The organism is Mycobacterium sp. NGS54, assembly GCF_059812465.1.
In genome coordinates, this window is the sequence record NZ_JCALCS010000009.1 from 70,424 (window position 1) to 88,144 (window position 17,721).

Here is a 17,721-nt window from a genome sequence, read left to right on the forward strand (position 1 = left end):
TTACTTGTGACAGGCCCCAGATGCCACAAAGCCGCCTTGTGCCCGCCGGAGGATGGTCATGCCGCTCAGCACTCACATGCCCGACCTGTCCGCATTCGAGATCTTTACGGCGATCGCCCGGACCGGCAGCCTGGCCGCCGCGGGCCGGGAATTCGGGCTGACACAGCAGGCGATTTCGGCGCGGCTGGCATCGATCGAGGCGCAGACCGGCATCGCGCTCGTCGTGCGCACCCCGCGCGGTTCTCGGCTGACGCCGGCCGGAGTCGTCGTTGCCGAGTGGGCGGATCGACTGCTCGACGTCGCCGAATACGTCGACGCGGGGTTGGCGTCACTGCGATCCGAGAGGCGCAAGCGCGTCAAAGTGGTGGCCAGCCTGACGATCGCCGAACAGCTCATGCCGCGCTGGCTGGTATCGCTACAGGTTGCGGCGGGCCGGCTGGGCGCGGCGACGCCCGAAGTCATCATGACCGCCACCAACAGCGACCAGGCGATCACCGCCGTCAGCGACGGGAGGGCCGACCTCGGATTCATCGAGACCCCGCACGCCCCAAAGGGATTGCGCAGCCGAGTGGTTGGGCACGACGACCTCGTGCTGATCGTTCCCCCGAATCACAAGTGGGCGCAGCGCCAGCGACCGATCACCGCTTCGGAACTGAGCCGGACACCGCTCGTGACCCGCGAACCCGGATCGGGGACACGCGATTCGCTCACCGCCGCGCTGCGCCACGCGCTGGGCGACTCGACACGACAGGCGGAGCCGGTCCTCGAGCTGTCCTCCGCTGCCGCGGTGCGCGCCGCCGTTGCGGCCGGCGCCGGGCCCGCCGTGATGAGCCGGCTGGCCGTGGCCGACGACCTGGCGATCGGACGGCTGCGCACGGTGGATGTCCCGGAGTTGGACCTCCGACGCCAACTGCGCGCCATCTGGGTGGGCGGACGCACACCGCCCGCCGGAGTCGCGCGGGACCTGCTGTCGCACATCACCAGCCAGGGCGCTGGCTAGCACCCTTGCCCCCGGCTGCACCGTCGCATATGTTCCGTTCGTGGTGACGAGCGTCATTAACGGGCACTGCGACGACCGCTTCGACGAGGTCCGGGCCGCGCTGGCCGACAACATCTCCTCCGGCGAAGAGGTCGGCGCGTGCATCGCCATCGACATCGGCGGCGAAACCGTCGTCGATATCTGGGGCGGCTTCACCGACGCGGCACGGACGACCGCCTGGGCCGAGGACACCATCGTCAACGTGTGGAGCTCCACGAAGACCGTCACCAGCCTGGCCGCGCTGATGCTCATCGACCGCGGCCTGATCGAGCCGACCGCGCCACTGGCCGCCTACTGGCCGGAATTCGCCGCAAACGGCAAGCAGGACATCGAGATTCGCCACATCCTGTCGCACACATCCGGTGTGTCCGGCTGGGACCTGCCGTTCGCGACCGAGGACATGTACGACTGGGACAAGGCCACGGCGGCGCTGGCGGCGCAGGCGCCGTGGTGGGAGCCCGGAACCGCGTCGGGATATCACGCCCACAACCAGGGCCATCTCATCGGTGAGCTGATTCGCCGCGTCACGGGCCAAACGCTGAAGGAGTTCGTCCGCGACGAGATCGCCGGCCCACTGGACGCCGACTTCCAAATCGGCGCGGTGCATGCCGATTACGACCGCATCGCCGAGATCGTGCCGCCGCCTCCCCTGGAGCTGCCAATCGAGGCGCTCCCCGAGGACAGCCCGATGCGCAGAACCTTCAGCGGCCCGCCGCCCAACGCCGATGCCGCCAACACGCCGGCCTGGCGCGACGCCGACATGGGCGCTCTGAACGGCCACGGGAACGCGCGGTCGCTGGCCACGATCCTGTCGGTGATTTCGTTGGGCGGCAAGGCTCGTGGGGTTCGGCTGCTAAAGCCCGAGACCGTCGAGCTGATCTTCGAGGAACAGGCCAGCGGCGTCGACCTCGTGCTGCCCGCGCCGCTGCGCTGGGGCCTCGGATACGGGCTTCCCCAAAAGGACGCGCTCCCCTACGTTCCTGACGAGAAGATCTGCTTCTGGGGCGGGTGGGGCGGCTCGATGGTGTTGATGTGGCCCGACCGGAAGGCCACCGTCTCCTACGTCATGAACAAGATGGGGCCGGGCATCCTCGGTTCGGACCGGATGGCGATGTACGGGAAGTTGATCTTCGACGCGCTCGGTCCGGCGTGATGGCGTGCGGCGCCCGCTGGGGCGCCCCGGCGCTGATCGCCGCCGCGACGCTGACCGGGACCCCGCGGATCGCGGTCGCCGACCCGCCCGACTACACCGGGTTGTTGATCGGGGCCGGCGACATCAATGCGCCGGAGAGTTTCACGGCGTCGCCGCCCGTCAACAACCCGAACGGTCGGCCAGGTGCCACGACCACCTTTCGCAACCAGCGCCGCACCCTCGTCATCTACGACAGCCTTCAGGTCCTGCCGGATCCCGCGACCGCGGTCCGCGCCCTGGAATCGGCGAAGGCGTCGACCGATGGCTATGTCCACGGCGTGCCCGACCCGATCTCGATCGGCACCGGCGGGACCACGATCTCGGGACCCTCGCCCGACGGCTCCAAGAGCGTCACCGTGCTGATGTTCACCGAGGGAAAGGCGTTCGCCGAGCTCGAATTCGACGGCCCGCCCGACGCGCTCGTGCCTCCGGACGTCGTCACCGACGTCGGCCAGAAGCAAGACGCCGCGATCAAGACCGGACTGGCCGGCTGAGCGCCGGTCAGTCGGTCGGCGTCAGACGAAAGAGGCGGAACTGCCGTCCGCCGGCGCGGTCCTGGGCGATCTGATAATTCGGCCAGTGCGCGACCACCCGTGCCCACGCTTCGGCGCGCTCCTCGCCGGTGAGCAATTGCACCTTCGCGACGAAGCGGTGCCCGCGCCTGCGAACGGTGACCCGTTGCGTCGCTCTGAGATTCGCCGACCACGACGGGTGCCGGGCGAGGCCCCAATTGGACCCGACCACGAGCAGCGCATCCCCGTCGGGGACGCATTGCACGGTGGCCGTCCGGGCGAGGCCCGTCTTGCGCCCCGAGGTGGTCACCTGGATGTTGGGTACGCCGGTCACGTCCAGGACCCCGAGGCGTCCGTTGGTTGCGAACCTGAGCAGGGCTTCGATCCCTTCGGCGACCGGTCGCCCCCGCAGGATCAGCCACGTGTATGCGGTCGGGTTTCGCGCCACCCGCTGCAGCGGATTCACACGCGTACTCTAGTCCGGCGCGGGCGGGTCAATTCGTCCGGACCGACAGTCGCCGAGCCGGTAAATCCGCAGGAGAAGTACGAGCTGAGGCCTGCAAAATTACAGTCTCGGCGAATTGTCGGATCAGTGATACGAGCGCAGCGCTGGCGTTAAATAAATGGCTTGATTTAACCTTGTGCGCGGTGTTCACTGGGTCGATGACCGCTCAGAGGATGGCCCGCTCCGGGAGGTCGACCGGCACCCGCGAGGCGATCTTGTCGGCCGCGGAGGTGCTGTTCGCCGAGCGTGGCATGTATGCCGTGTCCAACCGGCAGATCAGCGAGGCGGCGGGGCAGGGCAACAACGCCGCGGCGTGCTACCACTTCGGAACGAGGACCGACCTGCTCCGGGCCATCGAAAGCAAGCACCGGGAGCCGATCGAAGAGCTGCGCGCGCAGATGCTGGCCGACATCGGCGATTCGACCGAGCTCCGCGATTGGGTGGGCACGCTGGTGCGCCCACTCACCGATCACCTGGCCGCGCTGGGGACGCCCAGCTGGTATGCCCGGTTCGCCGCCCAGGCGATGGCCGATCCCACCTATCGCCATGTCGTGACCAAGGATGCTCTGACGTCGCCGCTGCTGGTGCGGACGATCGACGGCATCACCCGCTGCCTTCCCGACCTGCCCAAGCGGGTGCGCAACGAACGGATCGCGATGGTCCGCAATCTGCTGATGCACACCTGCGCCGAGCATGAGGGCGCGCTGGCCGAGCACGGTCCGCGGTCGCGGTCGAGCTGGCCGGTCGCCGGGGAGGGCATGATCGACGCAATCGTCGGCCTGTGGCGCGCGCCGGTGCACGTGAACGCGGCGGATGGCAACCGAGGAGCAGGATGACCGACATCACCACCGCAACAAGCGTCCCGGAGTTTCCGATGACGCGCGCACCGGGCTGCCCGTTCGCGCCGCCGCCGGACGCCCTGGCGCTCAACGACACCAGGCAACTGAGCAGGGTGCGGATCTGGGACGGCAGCACCCCCTGGCTGATCCATGGCTACGAGGCGATCCGCGCGTTGTTCACGGACTCCCGCACCAGCGTCGACGACCGGCTGCCGGGGTACCCGCACTGGAACGAGGGCATGCTGGCGACGGTCCACACCCGGCCGCGTTCCGTCTTCACCTCGGACGCCGAAGAACACACCCGGTTTCGCCGGATGTTGTCAAAACCCTTCACCTTCAAGCGGGTCGAAGCGCTGCGCCCGGCGGTGCGGAAGGTCGCCGACGAGCGCATCGACGCGCTGCTGGCCGGTCCCAACCCCGGTGACATCGTCAGCACCCTGGCGCTGCCAGTGCCGTCGCTGGTCATCAGCGAGATGTTGGGCGTCCCCTACGAGGACGCGGACTTCTTCCAGGAACAAGCCCAACGGGGAACGGGCCGCTACGCGACCGAGGAGGACACGGCCAAAGGGGCCGCCTCGTTAGCGAAATACCTGGCCAACCTGATCCGCGCCAAAATGCAAAGCCCCTCAGAGGATTTGGTGTCCGACCTCGCCGAACGGGTCAACGGCGAGGAGCTCAGCGTGCGAGAGGCGACGCAACTGGCCCTCGGTGTGCTGATCGCCGGTCACGAGACCACCGCGAACATGATCAGCCTGAGCGTCGCGGCGTTGCTGGAGCATCCCGACCAGAGGGCGCTGCTGCGCGACGCCGACGACCCGAAGGTGATCGCCAACGCGGTCGAGGAATTGATGCGGTACCTGAGCATCATCCAGACGGGTCAGCGGCGCATCGCCGTGGAGGACATCGAGGTCGGCGGCGAGACCATCCGGGCCGGCGAAGGCATCATCCTCGATGTCGCGCCGGCCAACTGGGATGCCCGCCAATTCCCCAACCCGGACCGGCTGGACCTGCTGCGCGAGGACGGCGCGCACGTCGGCTTCGGCTACGGCCGCCACCAATGCGTGGGCCAGCAACTGGCCCGGATGGAATTGCAGATCGTCCTGCCCACCCTGCTGCGCCGGGTCCCGACGCTGCGGTTGGCCGTGCCCCTCGAGGAGCTTCCCTTCAAACACGACACACTGGCCTACGGCGTGTACGAGCTCCCCGTGACATGGTGAAGCCGGACCTGCGCATTGAGGTGCCCGATCTGTCCGGCAGATGCGCCGTCGTCACCGGCGCCAACAGCGGGCTCGGGCTCGGCCTGGCGACGAGGCTGGCGGCCGCGGGCGCCGACGTGGTGGTGGCGGTTCGCTGCCGGACCAAGGGCGAAGCCGCGATCGCCGAGATCCGCCGGGAGGCGCCACGGGCCAAGCTGAGGATCCGGCATCTGGACCTGTCATCGCTGCGCAGCGTGGCTGCGCTGGGCGAGGAGCTGGTCGCGGAGGGCCGGCCGATCGACATCCTGATCAACAACGCGGGCGTCATGACGCCGCCTCAGCGCCAGGAGACGCGCGATGGATTCGAATTACAGTTCGGCACAAACCATCTGGGCCATTTCGCGCTGACCGGACACGTGCTGCCTTTGCTACGCGCGGCGAAATCCGCGCGGGTGGTGACCGTCAGCAGCATCGCCGCAACCCAGCGAAGCCTCGACTTCAGCGATCCCAACGCCCAACATGGTTACCGACCCATGCGCTCCTACGGGATGGCCAAGCTGGCGCAACTGATGTTCGCGATGGAACTGGAACGGCGCAGCCGCCTCGGCGGCTGGCGCTTGATGTCCAACGCGGCCCATCCCGGGCTGAGCAAGACCAACCTGCTCAGCGGGGCGTCCTACGGCCGCGACAGGCCGACCCTGCAGGCCCGCCTGACCCGGCTCACGTGGCGGCTACTGCCGTTCATGTGGCTCGACGTCGACGAAGGCATCGAGCCGACCCTGTACGCGGCGGCGTCGACGGACGCCCGCGGCGGCACCTATTACGGGCCGCGCGGCCTCTACGAAACCGCCGGGGGCGGTGTCGCCCTGGCCGGAGTCCCCGGCTTGGCTCGTAGCGAGGCCGACATGGGGCGGCTGTGGCAGATGTCCGAACGACTCACCGGCGTCACGTACCCCGGGTGATACAGGTGGTGAGATGACCAACGCACTGGGCGCCCGCGGCGCGGTAATCGACATTCCCGACGAGCCCGACTTCGTGCGGATGCGCGCCGAGACCGGCGCGCGGCTTCGCGCCGCCATGGCCGACCACGGCGTCGACGCGCTCATCCTGCTGATGAACGGCTATGTGGGGTACGCGACGGGCGCCAGCTGGCCCTTGATCGACGCGGGCCTCTCGCACGTGGAGCGTCCGGTGGCCGTCGTGCTGGCCGACGACGAACACCCGCATCTGTTCATGCCGTTTCGCGCCGGGGCTTCGCTGGAACCACGGGATCCACCGGTACCCGACGACCATCTGCATGGTCCCGTTTATCTGGAATTCGACAGCGGTGTACGGGATTTCGCCCGGACGCTGGCCGCCCTGATCCCGCGGGGCGCGGCCGTCGCCGTCGACGAGCTCACCGGCGCGATGCGGCGATCGGCGGCCACGCTCTTTCCCGCCGGGCCGCCGTCGGATGCCGCGATCGTGCTCGGCGCCGCGCAGTTGGTCAAGACGCGAGACGAGCTGTCCTGCCTTCGCCGGGCCTGTCGCATCACCGAACAGGCCGTGGTCGACGTGCAAGCGGCGTTGGCGCCGGGCGTGCGCCAGATTGATCTGTCGGCCAAGCTGGTTCGGCGCGCGTTCGAGCTGGGCGCCACCACCAACATGCTCGAGGCCATCTGGCAGGTGATGCCCAGCTCGCGGCAGGCCGGTGTCTGGACGACCCACGGCGACCTCGCGTTGCCCCTGCTGCCGTCGGCTCGCGAGCTCGCCGCCGGCGACGTGCTGTGGACCGACATCAGCATCAGCTACGCCGGATACTGCTCGGACTTCGGGCGGACGTGGGTGGTCGGCGAGGAGCCCTCGCCGCGGCAGCAGGACCAGTTTCGCCAGTGGAAGGCCATCCTTGATGCCGTGCTCCAGGTGACCAAGGCGGGCGTGACTTCGGGTGATCTGGCGCGCGCTGCTATTGCCGCCAACGGAGGTCGCAAGCCGTGGCTGCCGCACTTCTACCTGGGCCACGGCATCGGCACCTATCCGGCCGAGGCACCCATGATCGGAACGGATCTCGGCGAAGAGTTCGACGACAACTTCGTCTTTGCGCCCGGCATGGTGCTGGTGCTCGAACCGGTGGTGTGGGAAGACGGCACGGGCGGCTATCGCAGTGAGGAGATCGTGGTGATCACCGAAGACGGCTACACGCCGATCACCGACTACCCCTACTCCCCCTATGGCTCCCCCTATGACGACTGAAATTTCGCCCGACCCAGTGGCGTTGCGGACGGGACGTCGGGAACGGGCGCTGGCCCAGATGGCCGCACACGATCTCGACATCCTGGTGCTGGGGCGACAATCCAACATTCGTTACGTGACCGGCGCCCCCCAGCTCTGGATCGCCGGGACGCGTCCGTTCGCTCCGATGTGCGTCGTGGTGCGCGCCACCGGTGACATCTACCTCAACAGCACCGACGACGAGGGCGTCCCCGAGGAGATCGGCCACGATCACCTCTACGGGTTGGCCTGGAACCCGATGACCCTGATCGACGTGTTGAAGAAGATCGACGGGGCCGAGACGGCGCGCCGGGTCGGAACCGACGCCATCACACCGACTTTCGCGGCGTTGCTGCCGGAAGCGTTTCCCAACGCCGAGCTCGTCGACGGCGAGCCGACTATGCGGACGGCGCGCCGCATCAAGACCTCCGATGAGATCGCGGCGATGGGCCCGGCGCTGCGCGTCGCCGAACACGGCCTCGCCGCCGCCGTCGGGGAATTGCGGCCCGGGGTGTCGGAGCGGGCGCTCGCCGCGACCGCGATGGAGGCCATGGCCGCCGGCGGCGTCAGCACGCCGGCCACCCAGGACGTCGCGTGGGTGACTTCGCGCGAACAGCCGTGGCGGCGCGGCCACGGCGAGGTGCGGCCCGGCGACCTCGTCGCGTTCGCCGCGGGTGCGCTGGCGGACGGGTACGTCGGCGAAGTCGCCCGGACCTGGCCGGCGGGTGCGGAGGCCAACGGCTCGACACGGAAGCTGTTCGGACGGTCGGATGCGTTGTTCGACAAGATGATCGCGGCCTGCCGCCCCGGCGCGCCCGCGGTCGGCCTGCTCGCCGCCTACCATGCCGCCGGTGAGCCGGTACCGCCCATGCCCGTCGCGCACGGGTTGGGATTGGGTTTCGATCCGCCCGTCGTCTCCGAAACGCTGTCGAGCGCAGGCGAAGACGACCGCCTCGACGCCGGGATGGTGCTGGCAATCACCGGCTACGTCTGGCAACAGGGCGTCGGCGCGGTGCTCCGTCGCGACACCGTACACATCACCGACGGCGGCGCGGAGGTGCTGACCAGCAGCCCCTGCTGTCAAACGGGTTTGTCGTCGTCGGTGTCGCGGAGGAGTCGTTCGGGGTGGTGAAAGCTGTTGGTGCGGGGTTGCCCGCGGTCCAGGTGGGGTGGGGGTAGCCATTCGGTTTCGCCTCGGGCGTTGGTGCGGGTGGTCCAGCCTTGTTCGGCGAGGCGGTTGTCGGGTCCGCAGGCCAGGGTGAGGTCGTCGATGTCGGTGGTGCGGGTGGTGTTCCAGCCGGTGACGTGGTGGACCTGGCTGTGATACGCGGGGGCGTCGCAGCCGGGTTTGGTGCAGCCGCGATCGCGCGCGTAGAGCACGATTCGCTGGGCGGGTGAGGCCAGCCGCTTGGTGTGATACAGCGCCAGCGGCTTGGCCTGGTCGAAGATCGCGAGGTAGTGATGCGCGTGGGCGGCCCAGCGGATCACATCGGACATCGGCACCAGGGTGCCCCCGCCGGTCAACGCCTTGCCGGTGGCCGCCTCCAGCTCCCGCAGCGTGGTGGTGGCCACGATCGACACCGGTAACCCGTTGTGGGTGCCCAGCTTTCCCGAGGCGAACAGGGCACGCATTGCGGCCAGCACGGCGTCGTGGTTGCGCTGACGCTGGGACCGGGTGTCGCCGAGTCATCGACAGCTTCGGCTCCAGCGAGTTCGCGGTGATCGTCGTGCGCGAAGACGGCGCCCCGCGCGGCTCGATCGGCAAGCCCTACCCGGGCGTCAGCATCTGCAACCCGAACACGTTGCAAGAGTGCGCCGTCGCGCGGTTCGACGAACACGGCGCGCTGACCAACTTCGACGACGCCGTCGGCGAGCTCGTCAACACCCAGGGCGCCGGCCCGTTCACCGGCTACTACAACGATCCCGCCGCGACATCGGAGCGCATGCGGCACGGCATGTACTGGTCCGGCGACCTGGCCTACCGCGACGCCGACGGCTGGATCTATCTGGCCGGCCGCACCGCCGATTGGATGCGGGTGGACGGCGAAAACCTGGCGGCGGCCCCGATCGAGCGGATCCTGGAACGGCTGCCGCAGGTCGGCCAGGTCGCCGTTTACGCCGTGCCCGACGAGCGGGTCGGCGACCAGGTGATGGCGGCCCTCGTGCTCCGTGACGAAACCCCTTTACAGCCGGCCGATTTCGAGAAATTCCTCGCCGCGCAGCCCGACCTGTCGCCCAAGGCGTGGCCGCGCTACGTCCGCATCAACGACGACCTGCCGGCAACCGCCACCAACAAGATCCTCAAGCGGGAGTTGATCGCCGCCGGCGTCACCGCGCAGGGCGGGGTGCTGTGGGCACGTGAACCGCGCGGCACGAGCTATCGCGTGACGATCTGAGTTAGCGGGACTCGGCGGGCGTGGGCGCAATCTCGCTGAACTGTTCGGTGGCCGCTAAGGCGGGCTTCCACCATTTCGCCAGGGTCAACAATTCGGCGACCTCCTCGTCGAGGGTTGTCGCTCGGGAGCGCAGGATCGTTGCCACGTCGGGGGATCCGGGCGCTGCGCCCGCGGTTTTGGCTCTGGCGGCGTGAGCCAGCTGTAAGGTTTGCGATGCCGCGTCGTGTTCGGCGGTTGGCACGGAGTTTGTCCGGTGGAACCGGGCCAGCTCGTGCGGCGCTATGTCGCGGAAATAGGGACGCAGGTGCAGGATCGCGTCGCGGATTTCGATAACAGTTTGGTGTAGCTGCAGGGTGGTTTTCTGAAACCGATGATTGTCGTGGTCGAGGTTGAAACTGCTTTCCGGGACCACCGTTGTCATGCTTGCCCGTAAGGCGGCCAGGTTTTTCCAGGAGCGGCTGGTGGGATCCAGTCCGAGGTAACGCAGCACTCGCGCTAGGAGCGGAACAGCTCCGAAGCCATACACGATGACTGCCATGCAAAAGGCCTCAAAGCCGTGCGACCACAGCCGGAACCTCAGCGTGTCGGTCCAGCCGAGCTGATCGGTCGCGGCCGAGACCAGCGCTTCTAGAGGAGCTGCTGCGGTCAGCACACCGACCAGCAGCCCGCCGACGGCGAGGAAGAGGTCACGTTTCTGGGTGCTCTTTCGCAACTCAGCCGCGAACATCCACACAGCCCGAGCCGCCAGAAGGAGAATCATGGCCGTATAGAAGCTGCAGGCCAAGACTCCGTCCCAGCCGCCGGCGACTTCAAGGGTTTGACCGGCGACGCGGGCACGGGTGGCCGCGACCAGGTATGCCACGGACAAGATGACCGCGGCCAGGCGGTAATAGCGGTGGCCCCGGCGCGTTTCGGCCGGTGAGAGCCGAGTCCCCAACATCGTGAAGCCAATGAATTCGGTGGCGGCGAAAATCATTGCCGCGGAAGATAATTGCTGGGCGGTGGTGACAGTCAACAGAGCCCATTTGGACAGCAGGACTTCTACATCGCGCTCACGCAGGAGCTGGATCAGCATGATCCAGGCCATCAGATTGGTGTAGTACCTCTCGTAGAGGTTGGTCCTGCACCAGCGGAAGCGCGCGGCGAGAAGCACCGCCATCGCGATGATCACGGGCCAGGCGATGAAGCCTGGGACGGTGGAGGTCATCGCCGATGGAAGAAGGCGCTACGCATCATCATCGACGAGCGTTCGTTGGCTTCGGCGGCGGCGATCATCAGCAGGGAAGCGAACATTTCGGCATCGCGCTCTTGCTCGCTGCCGCAATTGCTGCGTCCGAGCACGGCGTGCACGGTTTGCGGATCGATATCGGGAAGGATCTGGCGGCACAGGTCGCGTTCGCGCCACTTGTCTGCGCCGAAAGCAGGACTTCGCTGGTGACCTAGGAGCATGTGCCCGATCTCGTGGCCCACGATCTGGTCGATGTGATAGTCGGTGGTCCCGATCTCGTGCAGGATCAGGTCGTCGTTGTCGCGAGCCAGCCACAGTCCGCATGGACTGTCGGCCAGAGCGGCGGTGTCGGTCGGAATTAATCTGATTGGGCGGCCGCGCAATTCAGCGAGGTTGCGGATGAAGACATCCCTGTCCCAGGGGACCGGGATCGGCTGGCGGCGTGCCAGCGCCAAGATGTCACCATTCGAAAGTGTCATTTACGCCTCCGTCTCACCGCCGCCTGGGTGCGCGATCGGCGGCAGCCGCTCAAGCTCGCGAACGCGGTCGAGAATCAGGGCCACACTGTTGAGCGCCTGCGGGGTGAGGCCGCTCGCACGCATCGCCAAGTCGCGTACGCCGTTGTCACGCAACGCCTGCAAGAGATTGAGTTGGGCGTCGATCTGTGCGTTCGGATCACGATCAACGAGGTAGCTGGCTGGCACTCCGAAAAACTCGGCGATGGCGCGCAAATGCTGGACCGTTGGGTTGTCCTTGAGTCCGCTCCTGAGTTGCCAGAGGTAGGCCGGGCTGATCGAGACACCGGTTTGGCTGGTGATCGCGGCCGCGGCGGCGGCATTCGACAGTGGCGGCGTGTCCGGCCGACGCATTACCTCGAAAAGCTTGTCGAGACGGGCCGCCAGGTCGCCCTTCTCCGCACCTTCGGCTGCGTCCATGTGTACTCCCGTTTAATATGAGCGCCATCGGCGTGTACTCATGTTACTCGCCTGAGGAGGGTACGTCGGGCGAAGTCCGGGCGACAACCTTGGAAGGACACTACATGCTGCACCGGATCACGCTGTTGGCCATCGCCGCGCCACGGCGGGTCATCGCCGTTGCCTTCCTGGGCTTTATCGGGGCGGCGGTCTTTGGCGCCCCGGTCGCTCAGAGTCTGTCGGTGGGCGGCTTGCGGGCTCCGGGATCGGAGTCGGCCCGGGCCAGCGGGCTGTTGGCCGACGAGTTCGGTCAAAGCGATCAGCAGTTGCTGTTCATGGTGACCGCGCCCGGAGGCGCCCGCAGCGATCAAGCTCGCCGGGTCGGCACCGATATCGTCGACGACCTGCAGCGATCCCCTTACGTGTTCAACGTGTCCTCCCTGTGGACCGCGGCACCACAGGCCGCCGCCGGGCTGGTCAGCAAGGACGGCAAGTCCGGCCTGATCGTGGCCAACCTCAAGGGCGGGGAAAACAATGCACCGAAATACGCAAAAACGCTGTCGGATCAAGTGGGCGGCAACCGGGACGGGGTCGCCGTGCGCGCCGGGGGTATGGCGATGGTCTACGCGCAGGTTAACGATCAAACCCAACGCGACCTGGCGTTGATGGAGTCCATCGCAATCCCCTTGAGCTTCCTCGCACTGGTGTGGGTGTTCGGTGGACTGCTCGCGGCAGCGTTGCCGATCGCCGTGGCGCTGATCGCCATCGTCGGTTCCATGTCGATACTGCGGTTGCTGACTTTCACCACGGATGTCTCGATTTTGGCGCTCAACCTGAGCACCGCGCTGGGCCTGGCGCTGGCCATCGACTACACGCTGTTGATCATCAGCCGCTACCGCGACGAGCTGGCCGAAGGAGCCACTCCCAACGACGCGCTGATCCGGACGATGGCCACGGCCGGGCGAACCGTGCTCTTCTCCGCGACTACGGTCGCGTTGTCGATGGCCGTGATGCTGTTGTTCCCCATGTACTTCTTGAGATCGTTCGCCTATGCCGGAGTTGCAACCGTCGCATTCGCGAGTCTCACGGCGATCATGGTGACCCCGGCAGCGATTGCCGCACTGGGGCCTCGGCTGGACTCCCTGGATGTTCGCCGGCTGGCACGTCGGGCGCTGCATCGGCCCGATCCGCTGCCGAGACGACCAGAGCAGCTGTTCTGGTACCGGTCAACCAAGCTGGTGATGCGCCGAGCGATGCCCATCGGTCTGGCCGCGCTCGCCGTGCTGCTGCTGCTGGGATTCCCGTTCCTGCACGTGAAGTGGGGCTATTCCGACGACCGCCTGTTGCCGCGATCTGCGTCGGCCCATCAGGTGGGCGACCAGCTCCGCAACGGTTTTTCCAACGATTCCGCGCCGGCGATACAGGTCGTCATCCCCGACGCGCGCGACCTGGTTCCGGGCGATCTTGACGGCTACGCTGCCGACCTGTCTCGGATGCCCGACGTGTCTGCGGTAGCCGCTCCGGCCGGCACCTTCATCGATGGGCACGAAGTTGGGCCACCGGCGGCCGCGACTGGGATCGCCGGCGGCAGTGCATTTTTGACGGTCCTCAGTTCCGCGCCGTTGAATTCGTCAGCCTCCGACACCCAACTCGACCGGTTACACGAGATGCCGGGCCCCGGTGGCCGGTCAGTCCAGCTCGCCGGCCTCGCGCAAGCCGACCGCGACAGCGTCGAAGCCATCACCTCGCGCCTGCCGCTGGCGGTCGGGTTTATCGCTGTCGTCACCTTCGTACTGCTGTTTTTGCTTACCGGTAGCGTGGTGCTGCCGCTCAAGGCGTTGATCCTCAACGTGTTATCGCTGACGGCGACGTTCGGTGCCCTGGTATGGATATTCCAAGAGGGCCACCTTGACGCCCTGGGGACCACGTCTACCGGAACGTTGATCGCCAACACGGCGGTACTGATGTTCTGCATCGCGTTCGGCCTATCCATGGACTATGAGGTGTTCCTGGTGTCACGGATTCGCGAGTACTGGCTGGCATCGGCCCGTAGCAGCGACGCCAGTGACGTGAGCGTGGCGTTGGGCGTGGCCCGTACCGGGCGCGTGATCACCGCCGCCGCGCTGGTCATGTCAATCTCGTTTGCCGCGCTGGCCGCCTCGCAGGTGTCGTTCATGAGGATGTTCGGGCTCGGACTGACCCTGGCCGTACTCATCGACGCCACCGTGATACGCACCGTACTGTTGCCGGTCTTCATGCACGTGCTGGGCCGGGCCAACTGGTGGACCCCCAAACCGCTGGCCTGGCTGCACAACCGGATCGGCATCAGCGAATCCGCCAGCCGCGCCAGGCACGTGGCGCCTGGCTTTGCGCCTGGTTACGTGGCCGAGGATGAATAGCGGGAGCCGGTCTGTAACGGGCCGTGTGGGGCAATCGGGTTGGCCGCTAGCCGTTTTCGCATGCCCAGGTTCCGGCCCGTTGGACCGCGCACGAAAACTGACCCATCGTCGTCGGCGCCCTGGACTCAGTCGTCACACGGAGTCCTATATCGGCTGCGGCAGAATAGGTTCCGTGGCCAGAGCGAAATGACTCAACCGGACTCGGCGGGCGTGGGCGCCTCGCCGAACCGGGCCAATACCAGTGTTCCGGACACGGCCACAACGAATCCCGCGATCACCAGCCAGCCGAGACCGTCGCGAGCGGTGTCACCCAGCCATACGACTCCCACGATCGCGGGAGCGATCGTTTCACCGACGACCATGGCGGCCACTGTGGTGGTCACGGATCCGCGATGCAAGGCCGATGTGAGCAAGAGGAATCCGGCGGCGCCCCCGCCGGCCGCGGCGTACACGGCCGGCTGGGTGTAGAAGGCGGCCTTGGTCGGGTCGATCACGTCGATCAGCCGCACGCCGATCTCCACCACCCCGAATCCGCTTCCGGCGCAAAGCCCAAGCGCAAGCGCGCGCTCGCGATCGTGCAACCGGCCGGCAGCGGCACCGACGACGAACAAAGCGGCGACCACGCCGATCAGCGCCCAGCCGAGTCCCTCGGGGGCGTGCCGAAAATGCCCCGGCCCGGCCGCCGAGGCCAGCACCGCGAGGCTCACGCAGACCACGCTGACGGCCGCCCACTCGGCCCGTGAAAGGCGCGCCGACAACACCCACGCGGACACAATGCCGGTGACCGCGATCGAGGCGGCCAGTGCCGCCGCGACGACGTAGATCGGCACCAAACGCAGGGCGATCACTTGAAGCAGGAACCCGAGGACGTCAAGGCCGATACCGGCGATGTAGCGCCACTGCCGCACGGCCCGCATCAGCAGGACCGCGTCGACACCCGACTTGCTGGCGGGTTCCACCGACCGCGTCGCCACCGCCTGCAACACCGTGGCGGTGCCGTAGCACACCGAGCAACCCAGCGCGAGCAGGAACCCGATGAGCACGGACTACACAATACGAGACATCAACACGCACGCAGTACGAAAGGGACATGCAGGGAGAACAACGCGAACACCCCGGTGTCGAGATCGGTGACATCATCATTGGCACTACGGAACAGAATTAGCGACGATCAGGTAGCTCATTTGATCAATGAGCTTCGCGGGCGCGGACGACGAGTCGAGTGAGTCGTTCGCGCCCTTGGGGGGTCAGCCCAATGTCACGCGTATCCGACCATGTCTCAACCTCCGCTGATGTTTCTTCGCACCAGCGGATGAGGAGCAGCAGGAATTCGCCATAGAGCGCCACCACGCGTTCGGTGAGGTGGAGCCGCTCCGGGAATGGCCCCCCCGTGCTGAGCAATTCGTCGCCCAGCTGCAGGGCGGCGGCGCGCAATTCGCGGGCCTGGTGCCCCGTGGCATCTAAGGCGGCGCGCAGATCCGCTAACGTTCCCTGGTCCGCCAGCAAGAGGCGCAGCAATGCCTCGACCTCGATAGTGGGTGGGGCGGGTTCGGTGCCGAGCCAATCCTTGAGGGCCGCGCGGCCCTGCGGCGTGATTGTGTAGCGCGTGGCTCGCCGGCGCCGGCCGTCAACCGTTTCCGCTTGAGCGTGCCCCCGCTCAACGAGCCGCTTTAGCTCGGCATACAGATGGGCCTCCGATCGTGGCCAGAAGTAGTGGAGACTGCGCCGCACCTGCGCGACCAGCTCGTACGCTGTCCACGATTGCACGGCGAGGAGACCCAGAAGCGCGAAAGAAGTTGCAGTCGGGCGAGAGGCCATTCCTTGACGATACTCAATTCTGGAGTAAAATCTACTCCACACTGGAGTTTAGGCGGTTGAAATGAACGGCACCGAATACGTCGCACTCGCCGACAGCACGCGCGACGAGCTCCGCAACCGGATTGAATTGGCACGCAACCGCTTTGACAGCCTCGCCCGGATCGCCGATCCGCTCGCGCGCCCCGCAGGTTCCCGCTGGACCGTTCAGCAGACTGTGGCCCACGTGCTTACTGTCGCTCATCGATATCGGGAACTGGCGCATGGCAGAGAGCCTCACCTCGGCGCAACCGCTGGCGAGTTAGGCGCGATCAATGAGGCGGAGCTCCAAGTCGCGATGGCGCCAATGCACGAATTGGCTGACCAGCTTCAAGCACTTGCGCCAGAAATCGACGGCTACTTCGACACGCTCGCTACCAGCACGGCGACGCTTCGGTTTCACGGCGGTGCGGTCGTCGACGACATCACGGCGCAAACGAATTGGCTGGGCGAGCTGCTGTTGCACGGTTACGACATTGCCCGAGGCGTCAAGGCGCCCTGGGAACTCTCTGAGCGGGACATGCTGCTGGTATCTCGCGGCATGGTGCAGATCGGTGCGGGATACCCATTGCGCGAGGGAGTTTCGCCCGACGTCGACTTGAGGGTGGCATTCGAACTCGCGGGAGCCCGGCCATACCTGACTCACATCCACTGCGGCACCGCCGAGTTCCGGCCGCGCCGCCCCAATGATCGCCCGGACGCGGTGCTGCGGACGCCCGCATCGACCTTCGCGCTGATGCTCTACCAGCGCATCGGGCCATTCACCGCGGTTCGTCACGGATTACGAATCGTCGGCGGGCGCAGGCCCTGGCGAGCCCTCAAGCTGCAGTCCTACTTCGAGCGACCGTAAGCGGCGGTGGGAGGGAAGGATCCATGGCGGAGCGAATCGCCCAGGCTTCGGCGGGCAGGCCGTATGAGCTTTATCTGAAAGTCATGCGCCGCATTGGTCACTACCGCTGGTTCGCCCTGTTCATGAAGCACGTCGGCTCACGAGCGGACCGCGCACTGATCCAAGCAAGCCGTGGTCGCCTGTCGATGAGCGGCCCGCAGCTACCGACCATGCTGCTCACCACGATCGGCAGGAAGAGCGGCAAGGACCGGAAAGTTGCGCTGCACTACGTTCGCGACGGACGAAACTTGGTTGCGATGTGCGAGAACTTCGGGCTGAACGCGACGTCGAGCTGGCCACACAATCTGCGTGCGAACCCAACGGCACGGATCGAGATCGGCGGTGCGGCCGCCGATTACGTCGGCCGGCCCGCCACGGAGGATGAGGCCGCCCGCAACACGACGAGGCTCGTAGAAATGTGGCCTGCTCATGATGCGTATATGAGGCGGAGCGGCACGCGCCATGTGGTCGTCTTTGAGCCAGTCGACGTGCCATGAGCTATGTCCGG

The 17,721-nt window shown here is 66.9% G+C and carries 17 protein-coding genes and 2 pseudogenes; 12 read left to right on the forward strand and 7 right to left on the reverse strand.

Features of this window, described 5'->3' with window-relative positions; genetic code table 11:
* Nucleotides 1–58 precede the first annotated feature (58 nt).
* From AC5Y5E_RS27035 to AC5Y5E_RS27045, 3 genes are read left to right on the forward strand one after another with little or no spacing between them, the layout of a single operon-like run.
* Nucleotides 59–1,000, forward strand: coding sequence for a LysR family transcriptional regulator (locus tag AC5Y5E_RS27035; RefSeq protein ID WP_499906529.1), 942 nt, complete (start codon nt 59–61; stop codon nt 998–1,000).
* A 43-nt stretch (nt 1,001–1,043) separates the two neighbouring features.
* Nucleotides 1,044–2,192: a serine hydrolase domain-containing protein gene (locus tag AC5Y5E_RS27040; protein ID WP_499906531.1), complete on the forward strand. Its 1,149-nt coding sequence runs from the start codon at nt 1,044–1,046 to the stop codon at nt 2,190–2,192.
* Complete coding sequence (locus AC5Y5E_RS27045; protein WP_499906533.1) at nt 2,192–2,725, forward strand: hypothetical protein; 534 nt, start codon at nt 2,192–2,194, stop codon at nt 2,723–2,725. Before AC5Y5E_RS27040 ends, AC5Y5E_RS27045 begins: the two co-directional genes overlap by 1 nt.
* Nucleotides 2,726–2,732: 7 nt before the next feature.
* On the opposite strand, the gene AC5Y5E_RS27050 is transcribed toward AC5Y5E_RS27045, so the two are convergent.
* Entirely contained in the window at nt 2,733–3,209 is a 477-nt protein-coding gene (locus AC5Y5E_RS27050; protein ID WP_499906535.1) for a nitroreductase family deazaflavin-dependent oxidoreductase, read from the reverse strand.
* A 182-nt stretch (nt 3,210–3,391) separates the two neighbouring features.
* On the opposite strand from AC5Y5E_RS27050, the gene AC5Y5E_RS27055 reads away from it, so the two are divergent.
* From AC5Y5E_RS27055 to AC5Y5E_RS27075, 5 genes are read left to right on the forward strand one after another with little or no spacing between them, the layout of a single operon-like run.
* A complete protein-coding gene (locus tag AC5Y5E_RS27055; protein WP_499906537.1) occupies nt 3,392–4,084 on the forward strand; it encodes a TetR/AcrR family transcriptional regulator in 693 nt (230 codons plus the stop codon).
* Nucleotides 4,081–5,304, forward strand: a complete 1,224-nt coding sequence (locus tag AC5Y5E_RS27060) for a cytochrome P450 (protein WP_499906539.1) — start codon at nt 4,081–4,083, stop codon at nt 5,302–5,304. Before AC5Y5E_RS27055 ends, AC5Y5E_RS27060 begins: the two co-directional genes overlap by 4 nt.
* Nucleotides 5,298–6,245, forward strand: a complete 948-nt coding sequence (locus AC5Y5E_RS27065; RefSeq protein ID WP_499906541.1) for an SDR family oxidoreductase — start codon at nt 5,298–5,300, stop codon at nt 6,243–6,245. The genes AC5Y5E_RS27060 and AC5Y5E_RS27065 overlap by 7 nt, the downstream gene beginning before the upstream one ends.
* A gap of 13 nt (nt 6,246–6,258) precedes the next feature.
* Entirely contained in the window at nt 6,259–7,515 is a 1,257-nt protein-coding gene (locus AC5Y5E_RS27070) for a M24 family metallopeptidase (RefSeq protein WP_499906542.1), read from the forward strand.
* Nucleotides 7,505–8,665 carry a M24 family metallopeptidase gene (locus AC5Y5E_RS27075; protein ID WP_499906544.1) on the forward strand — a complete coding sequence of 387 codons (1,161 nt, stop codon included), beginning with the start codon at nt 7,505–7,507 and terminating at the stop codon, nt 8,663–8,665. Before AC5Y5E_RS27070 ends, AC5Y5E_RS27075 begins: the two co-directional genes overlap by 11 nt.
* Here AC5Y5E_RS27075 and AC5Y5E_RS27080 read toward each other — a convergent pair.
* Nucleotides 8,614–9,213: pseudogene (locus AC5Y5E_RS27080) on the reverse strand (HNH endonuclease signature motif containing protein); the annotation flags it as partial. The gene AC5Y5E_RS27075 and the pseudogene AC5Y5E_RS27080 overlap by 52 nt on opposite strands.
* On the opposite strand from AC5Y5E_RS27080, the pseudogene AC5Y5E_RS27085 reads away from it, so the two are divergent.
* Nucleotides 9,174–9,929 (forward strand): annotated as a pseudogene (locus tag AC5Y5E_RS27085) (AMP-binding enzyme); the annotation flags it as partial. The pseudogenes AC5Y5E_RS27080 and AC5Y5E_RS27085 sit on opposite strands and share 40 nt — an antisense overlap.
* A 1-nt stretch (nt 9,930) precedes the next feature.
* On the opposite strand, the gene AC5Y5E_RS27090 reads toward AC5Y5E_RS27085, so the two are convergent.
* From AC5Y5E_RS27090 to AC5Y5E_RS27100, 3 genes are read right to left on the reverse strand one after another with little or no spacing between them, the layout of a single operon-like run.
* Nucleotides 9,931–11,136, reverse strand: coding sequence for a DUF6545 domain-containing protein (locus AC5Y5E_RS27090; RefSeq protein ID WP_499906546.1), 1,206 nt, complete (start codon nt 11,134–11,136; stop codon nt 9,931–9,933).
* Nucleotides 11,133–11,636: a hypothetical protein gene (locus AC5Y5E_RS27095; RefSeq protein ID WP_499906548.1), complete on the reverse strand. Its 504-nt coding sequence runs from the start codon at nt 11,634–11,636 to the stop codon at nt 11,133–11,135. Before AC5Y5E_RS27095 ends, AC5Y5E_RS27090 begins: the two co-directional genes overlap by 4 nt.
* Nucleotides 11,637–12,092: a helix-turn-helix domain-containing protein gene (locus AC5Y5E_RS27100; RefSeq protein ID WP_499906550.1), complete on the reverse strand. Its 456-nt coding sequence runs from the start codon at nt 12,090–12,092 to the stop codon at nt 11,637–11,639.
* Nucleotides 12,093–12,196: 104 nt separating this feature from the next.
* On the opposite strand from AC5Y5E_RS27100, the gene AC5Y5E_RS27105 reads away from it, so the two are divergent.
* Entirely contained in the window at nt 12,197–14,470 is a 2,274-nt protein-coding gene (locus AC5Y5E_RS27105; RefSeq protein WP_499906552.1) for an MMPL family transporter, read from the forward strand.
* Between the two features lie 191 nt (nt 14,471–14,661).
* On the opposite strand, the gene AC5Y5E_RS27110 is transcribed toward AC5Y5E_RS27105, so the two are convergent.
* On the reverse strand, nt 14,662–15,513 hold the full coding sequence (locus tag AC5Y5E_RS27110; RefSeq protein WP_499906554.1) for a DMT family transporter: 852 nt from the start codon (nt 15,511–15,513) through the stop codon (nt 14,662–14,664).
* 145 nt (nt 15,514–15,658) lie between these two features.
* Nucleotides 15,659–16,288 carry a PadR family transcriptional regulator gene (locus AC5Y5E_RS27115; RefSeq protein ID WP_499906556.1) on the reverse strand — a complete coding sequence of 210 codons (630 nt, stop codon included), beginning with the start codon at nt 16,286–16,288 and terminating at the stop codon, nt 15,659–15,661.
* Between the two features lie 61 nt (nt 16,289–16,349).
* Between AC5Y5E_RS27115 and AC5Y5E_RS27120 the strand changes: the two genes are divergently transcribed.
* Together AC5Y5E_RS27120 and AC5Y5E_RS27125 are read left to right on the forward strand one after the other, a co-directional pair.
* The gene (locus AC5Y5E_RS27120) at nt 16,350–17,174 is read left to right on the forward strand and encodes a maleylpyruvate isomerase N-terminal domain-containing protein (RefSeq protein WP_499906558.1); all 825 of its coding nucleotides are present in this window, start codon (nt 16,350–16,352) and stop codon (nt 17,172–17,174) included.
* 23 nt (nt 17,175–17,197) lie between these two features.
* The gene (locus AC5Y5E_RS27125) at nt 17,198–17,710 is read left to right on the forward strand and encodes a nitroreductase/quinone reductase family protein (protein ID WP_499906560.1); all 513 of its coding nucleotides are present in this window, start codon (nt 17,198–17,200) and stop codon (nt 17,708–17,710) included.
* The last annotated feature ends 11 nt before the right edge of the window (nt 17,711–17,721 follow it).

Excerpts from the sequence above, each read along its gene's own strand:
- AC5Y5E_RS27035 (WP_499906529.1), top strand. The coding sequence starts at position 59 with ATGCCGCTCAGCACTCACATGCCCGACCTGTCCGCATTCGAGATCTTT.
- AC5Y5E_RS27070 (WP_499906542.1), top strand. The coding sequence starts at position 6,259 with ATGACCAACGCACTGGGCGCCCGCGGCGCGGTAATCGACATTCCCGAC.
- AC5Y5E_RS27125 (WP_499906560.1), top strand. The coding sequence starts at position 17,198 with ATGGCGGAGCGAATCGCCCAGGCTTCGGCGGGCAGGCCGTATGAGCTT.
- AC5Y5E_RS27060 (WP_499906539.1), top strand. The coding sequence starts at position 4,081 with ATGACCGACATCACCACCGCAACAAGCGTCCCGGAGTTTCCGATGACG.
- AC5Y5E_RS27095 (WP_499906548.1), bottom strand. The coding sequence starts at position 11,636 with ATGACACTTTCGAATGGTGACATCTTGGCGCTGGCACGCCGCCAGCCG.
- AC5Y5E_RS27090 (WP_499906546.1), bottom strand. The coding sequence starts at position 11,136 with ATGACCTCCACCGTCCCAGGCTTCATCGCCTGGCCCGTGATCATCGCG.
- AC5Y5E_RS27100 (WP_499906550.1), bottom strand. The coding sequence starts at position 12,092 with ATGGACGCAGCCGAAGGTGCGGAGAAGGGCGACCTGGCGGCCCGTCTC.
- AC5Y5E_RS27075 (WP_499906544.1), top strand. The coding sequence starts at position 7,505 with ATGACGACTGAAATTTCGCCCGACCCAGTGGCGTTGCGGACGGGACGT.
- AC5Y5E_RS27065 (WP_499906541.1), top strand. The coding sequence starts at position 5,298 with ATGGTGAAGCCGGACCTGCGCATTGAGGTGCCCGATCTGTCCGGCAGA.
- AC5Y5E_RS27115 (WP_499906556.1), bottom strand. The coding sequence starts at position 16,288 with ATGGCCTCTCGCCCGACTGCAACTTCTTTCGCGCTTCTGGGTCTCCTC.
- AC5Y5E_RS27120 (WP_499906558.1), top strand. The coding sequence starts at position 16,350 with ATGAACGGCACCGAATACGTCGCACTCGCCGACAGCACGCGCGACGAG.
- AC5Y5E_RS27105 (WP_499906552.1), top strand. The coding sequence starts at position 12,197 with ATGCTGCACCGGATCACGCTGTTGGCCATCGCCGCGCCACGGCGGGTC.
- AC5Y5E_RS27045 (WP_499906533.1), top strand. The coding sequence starts at position 2,192 with ATGGCGTGCGGCGCCCGCTGGGGCGCCCCGGCGCTGATCGCCGCCGCG.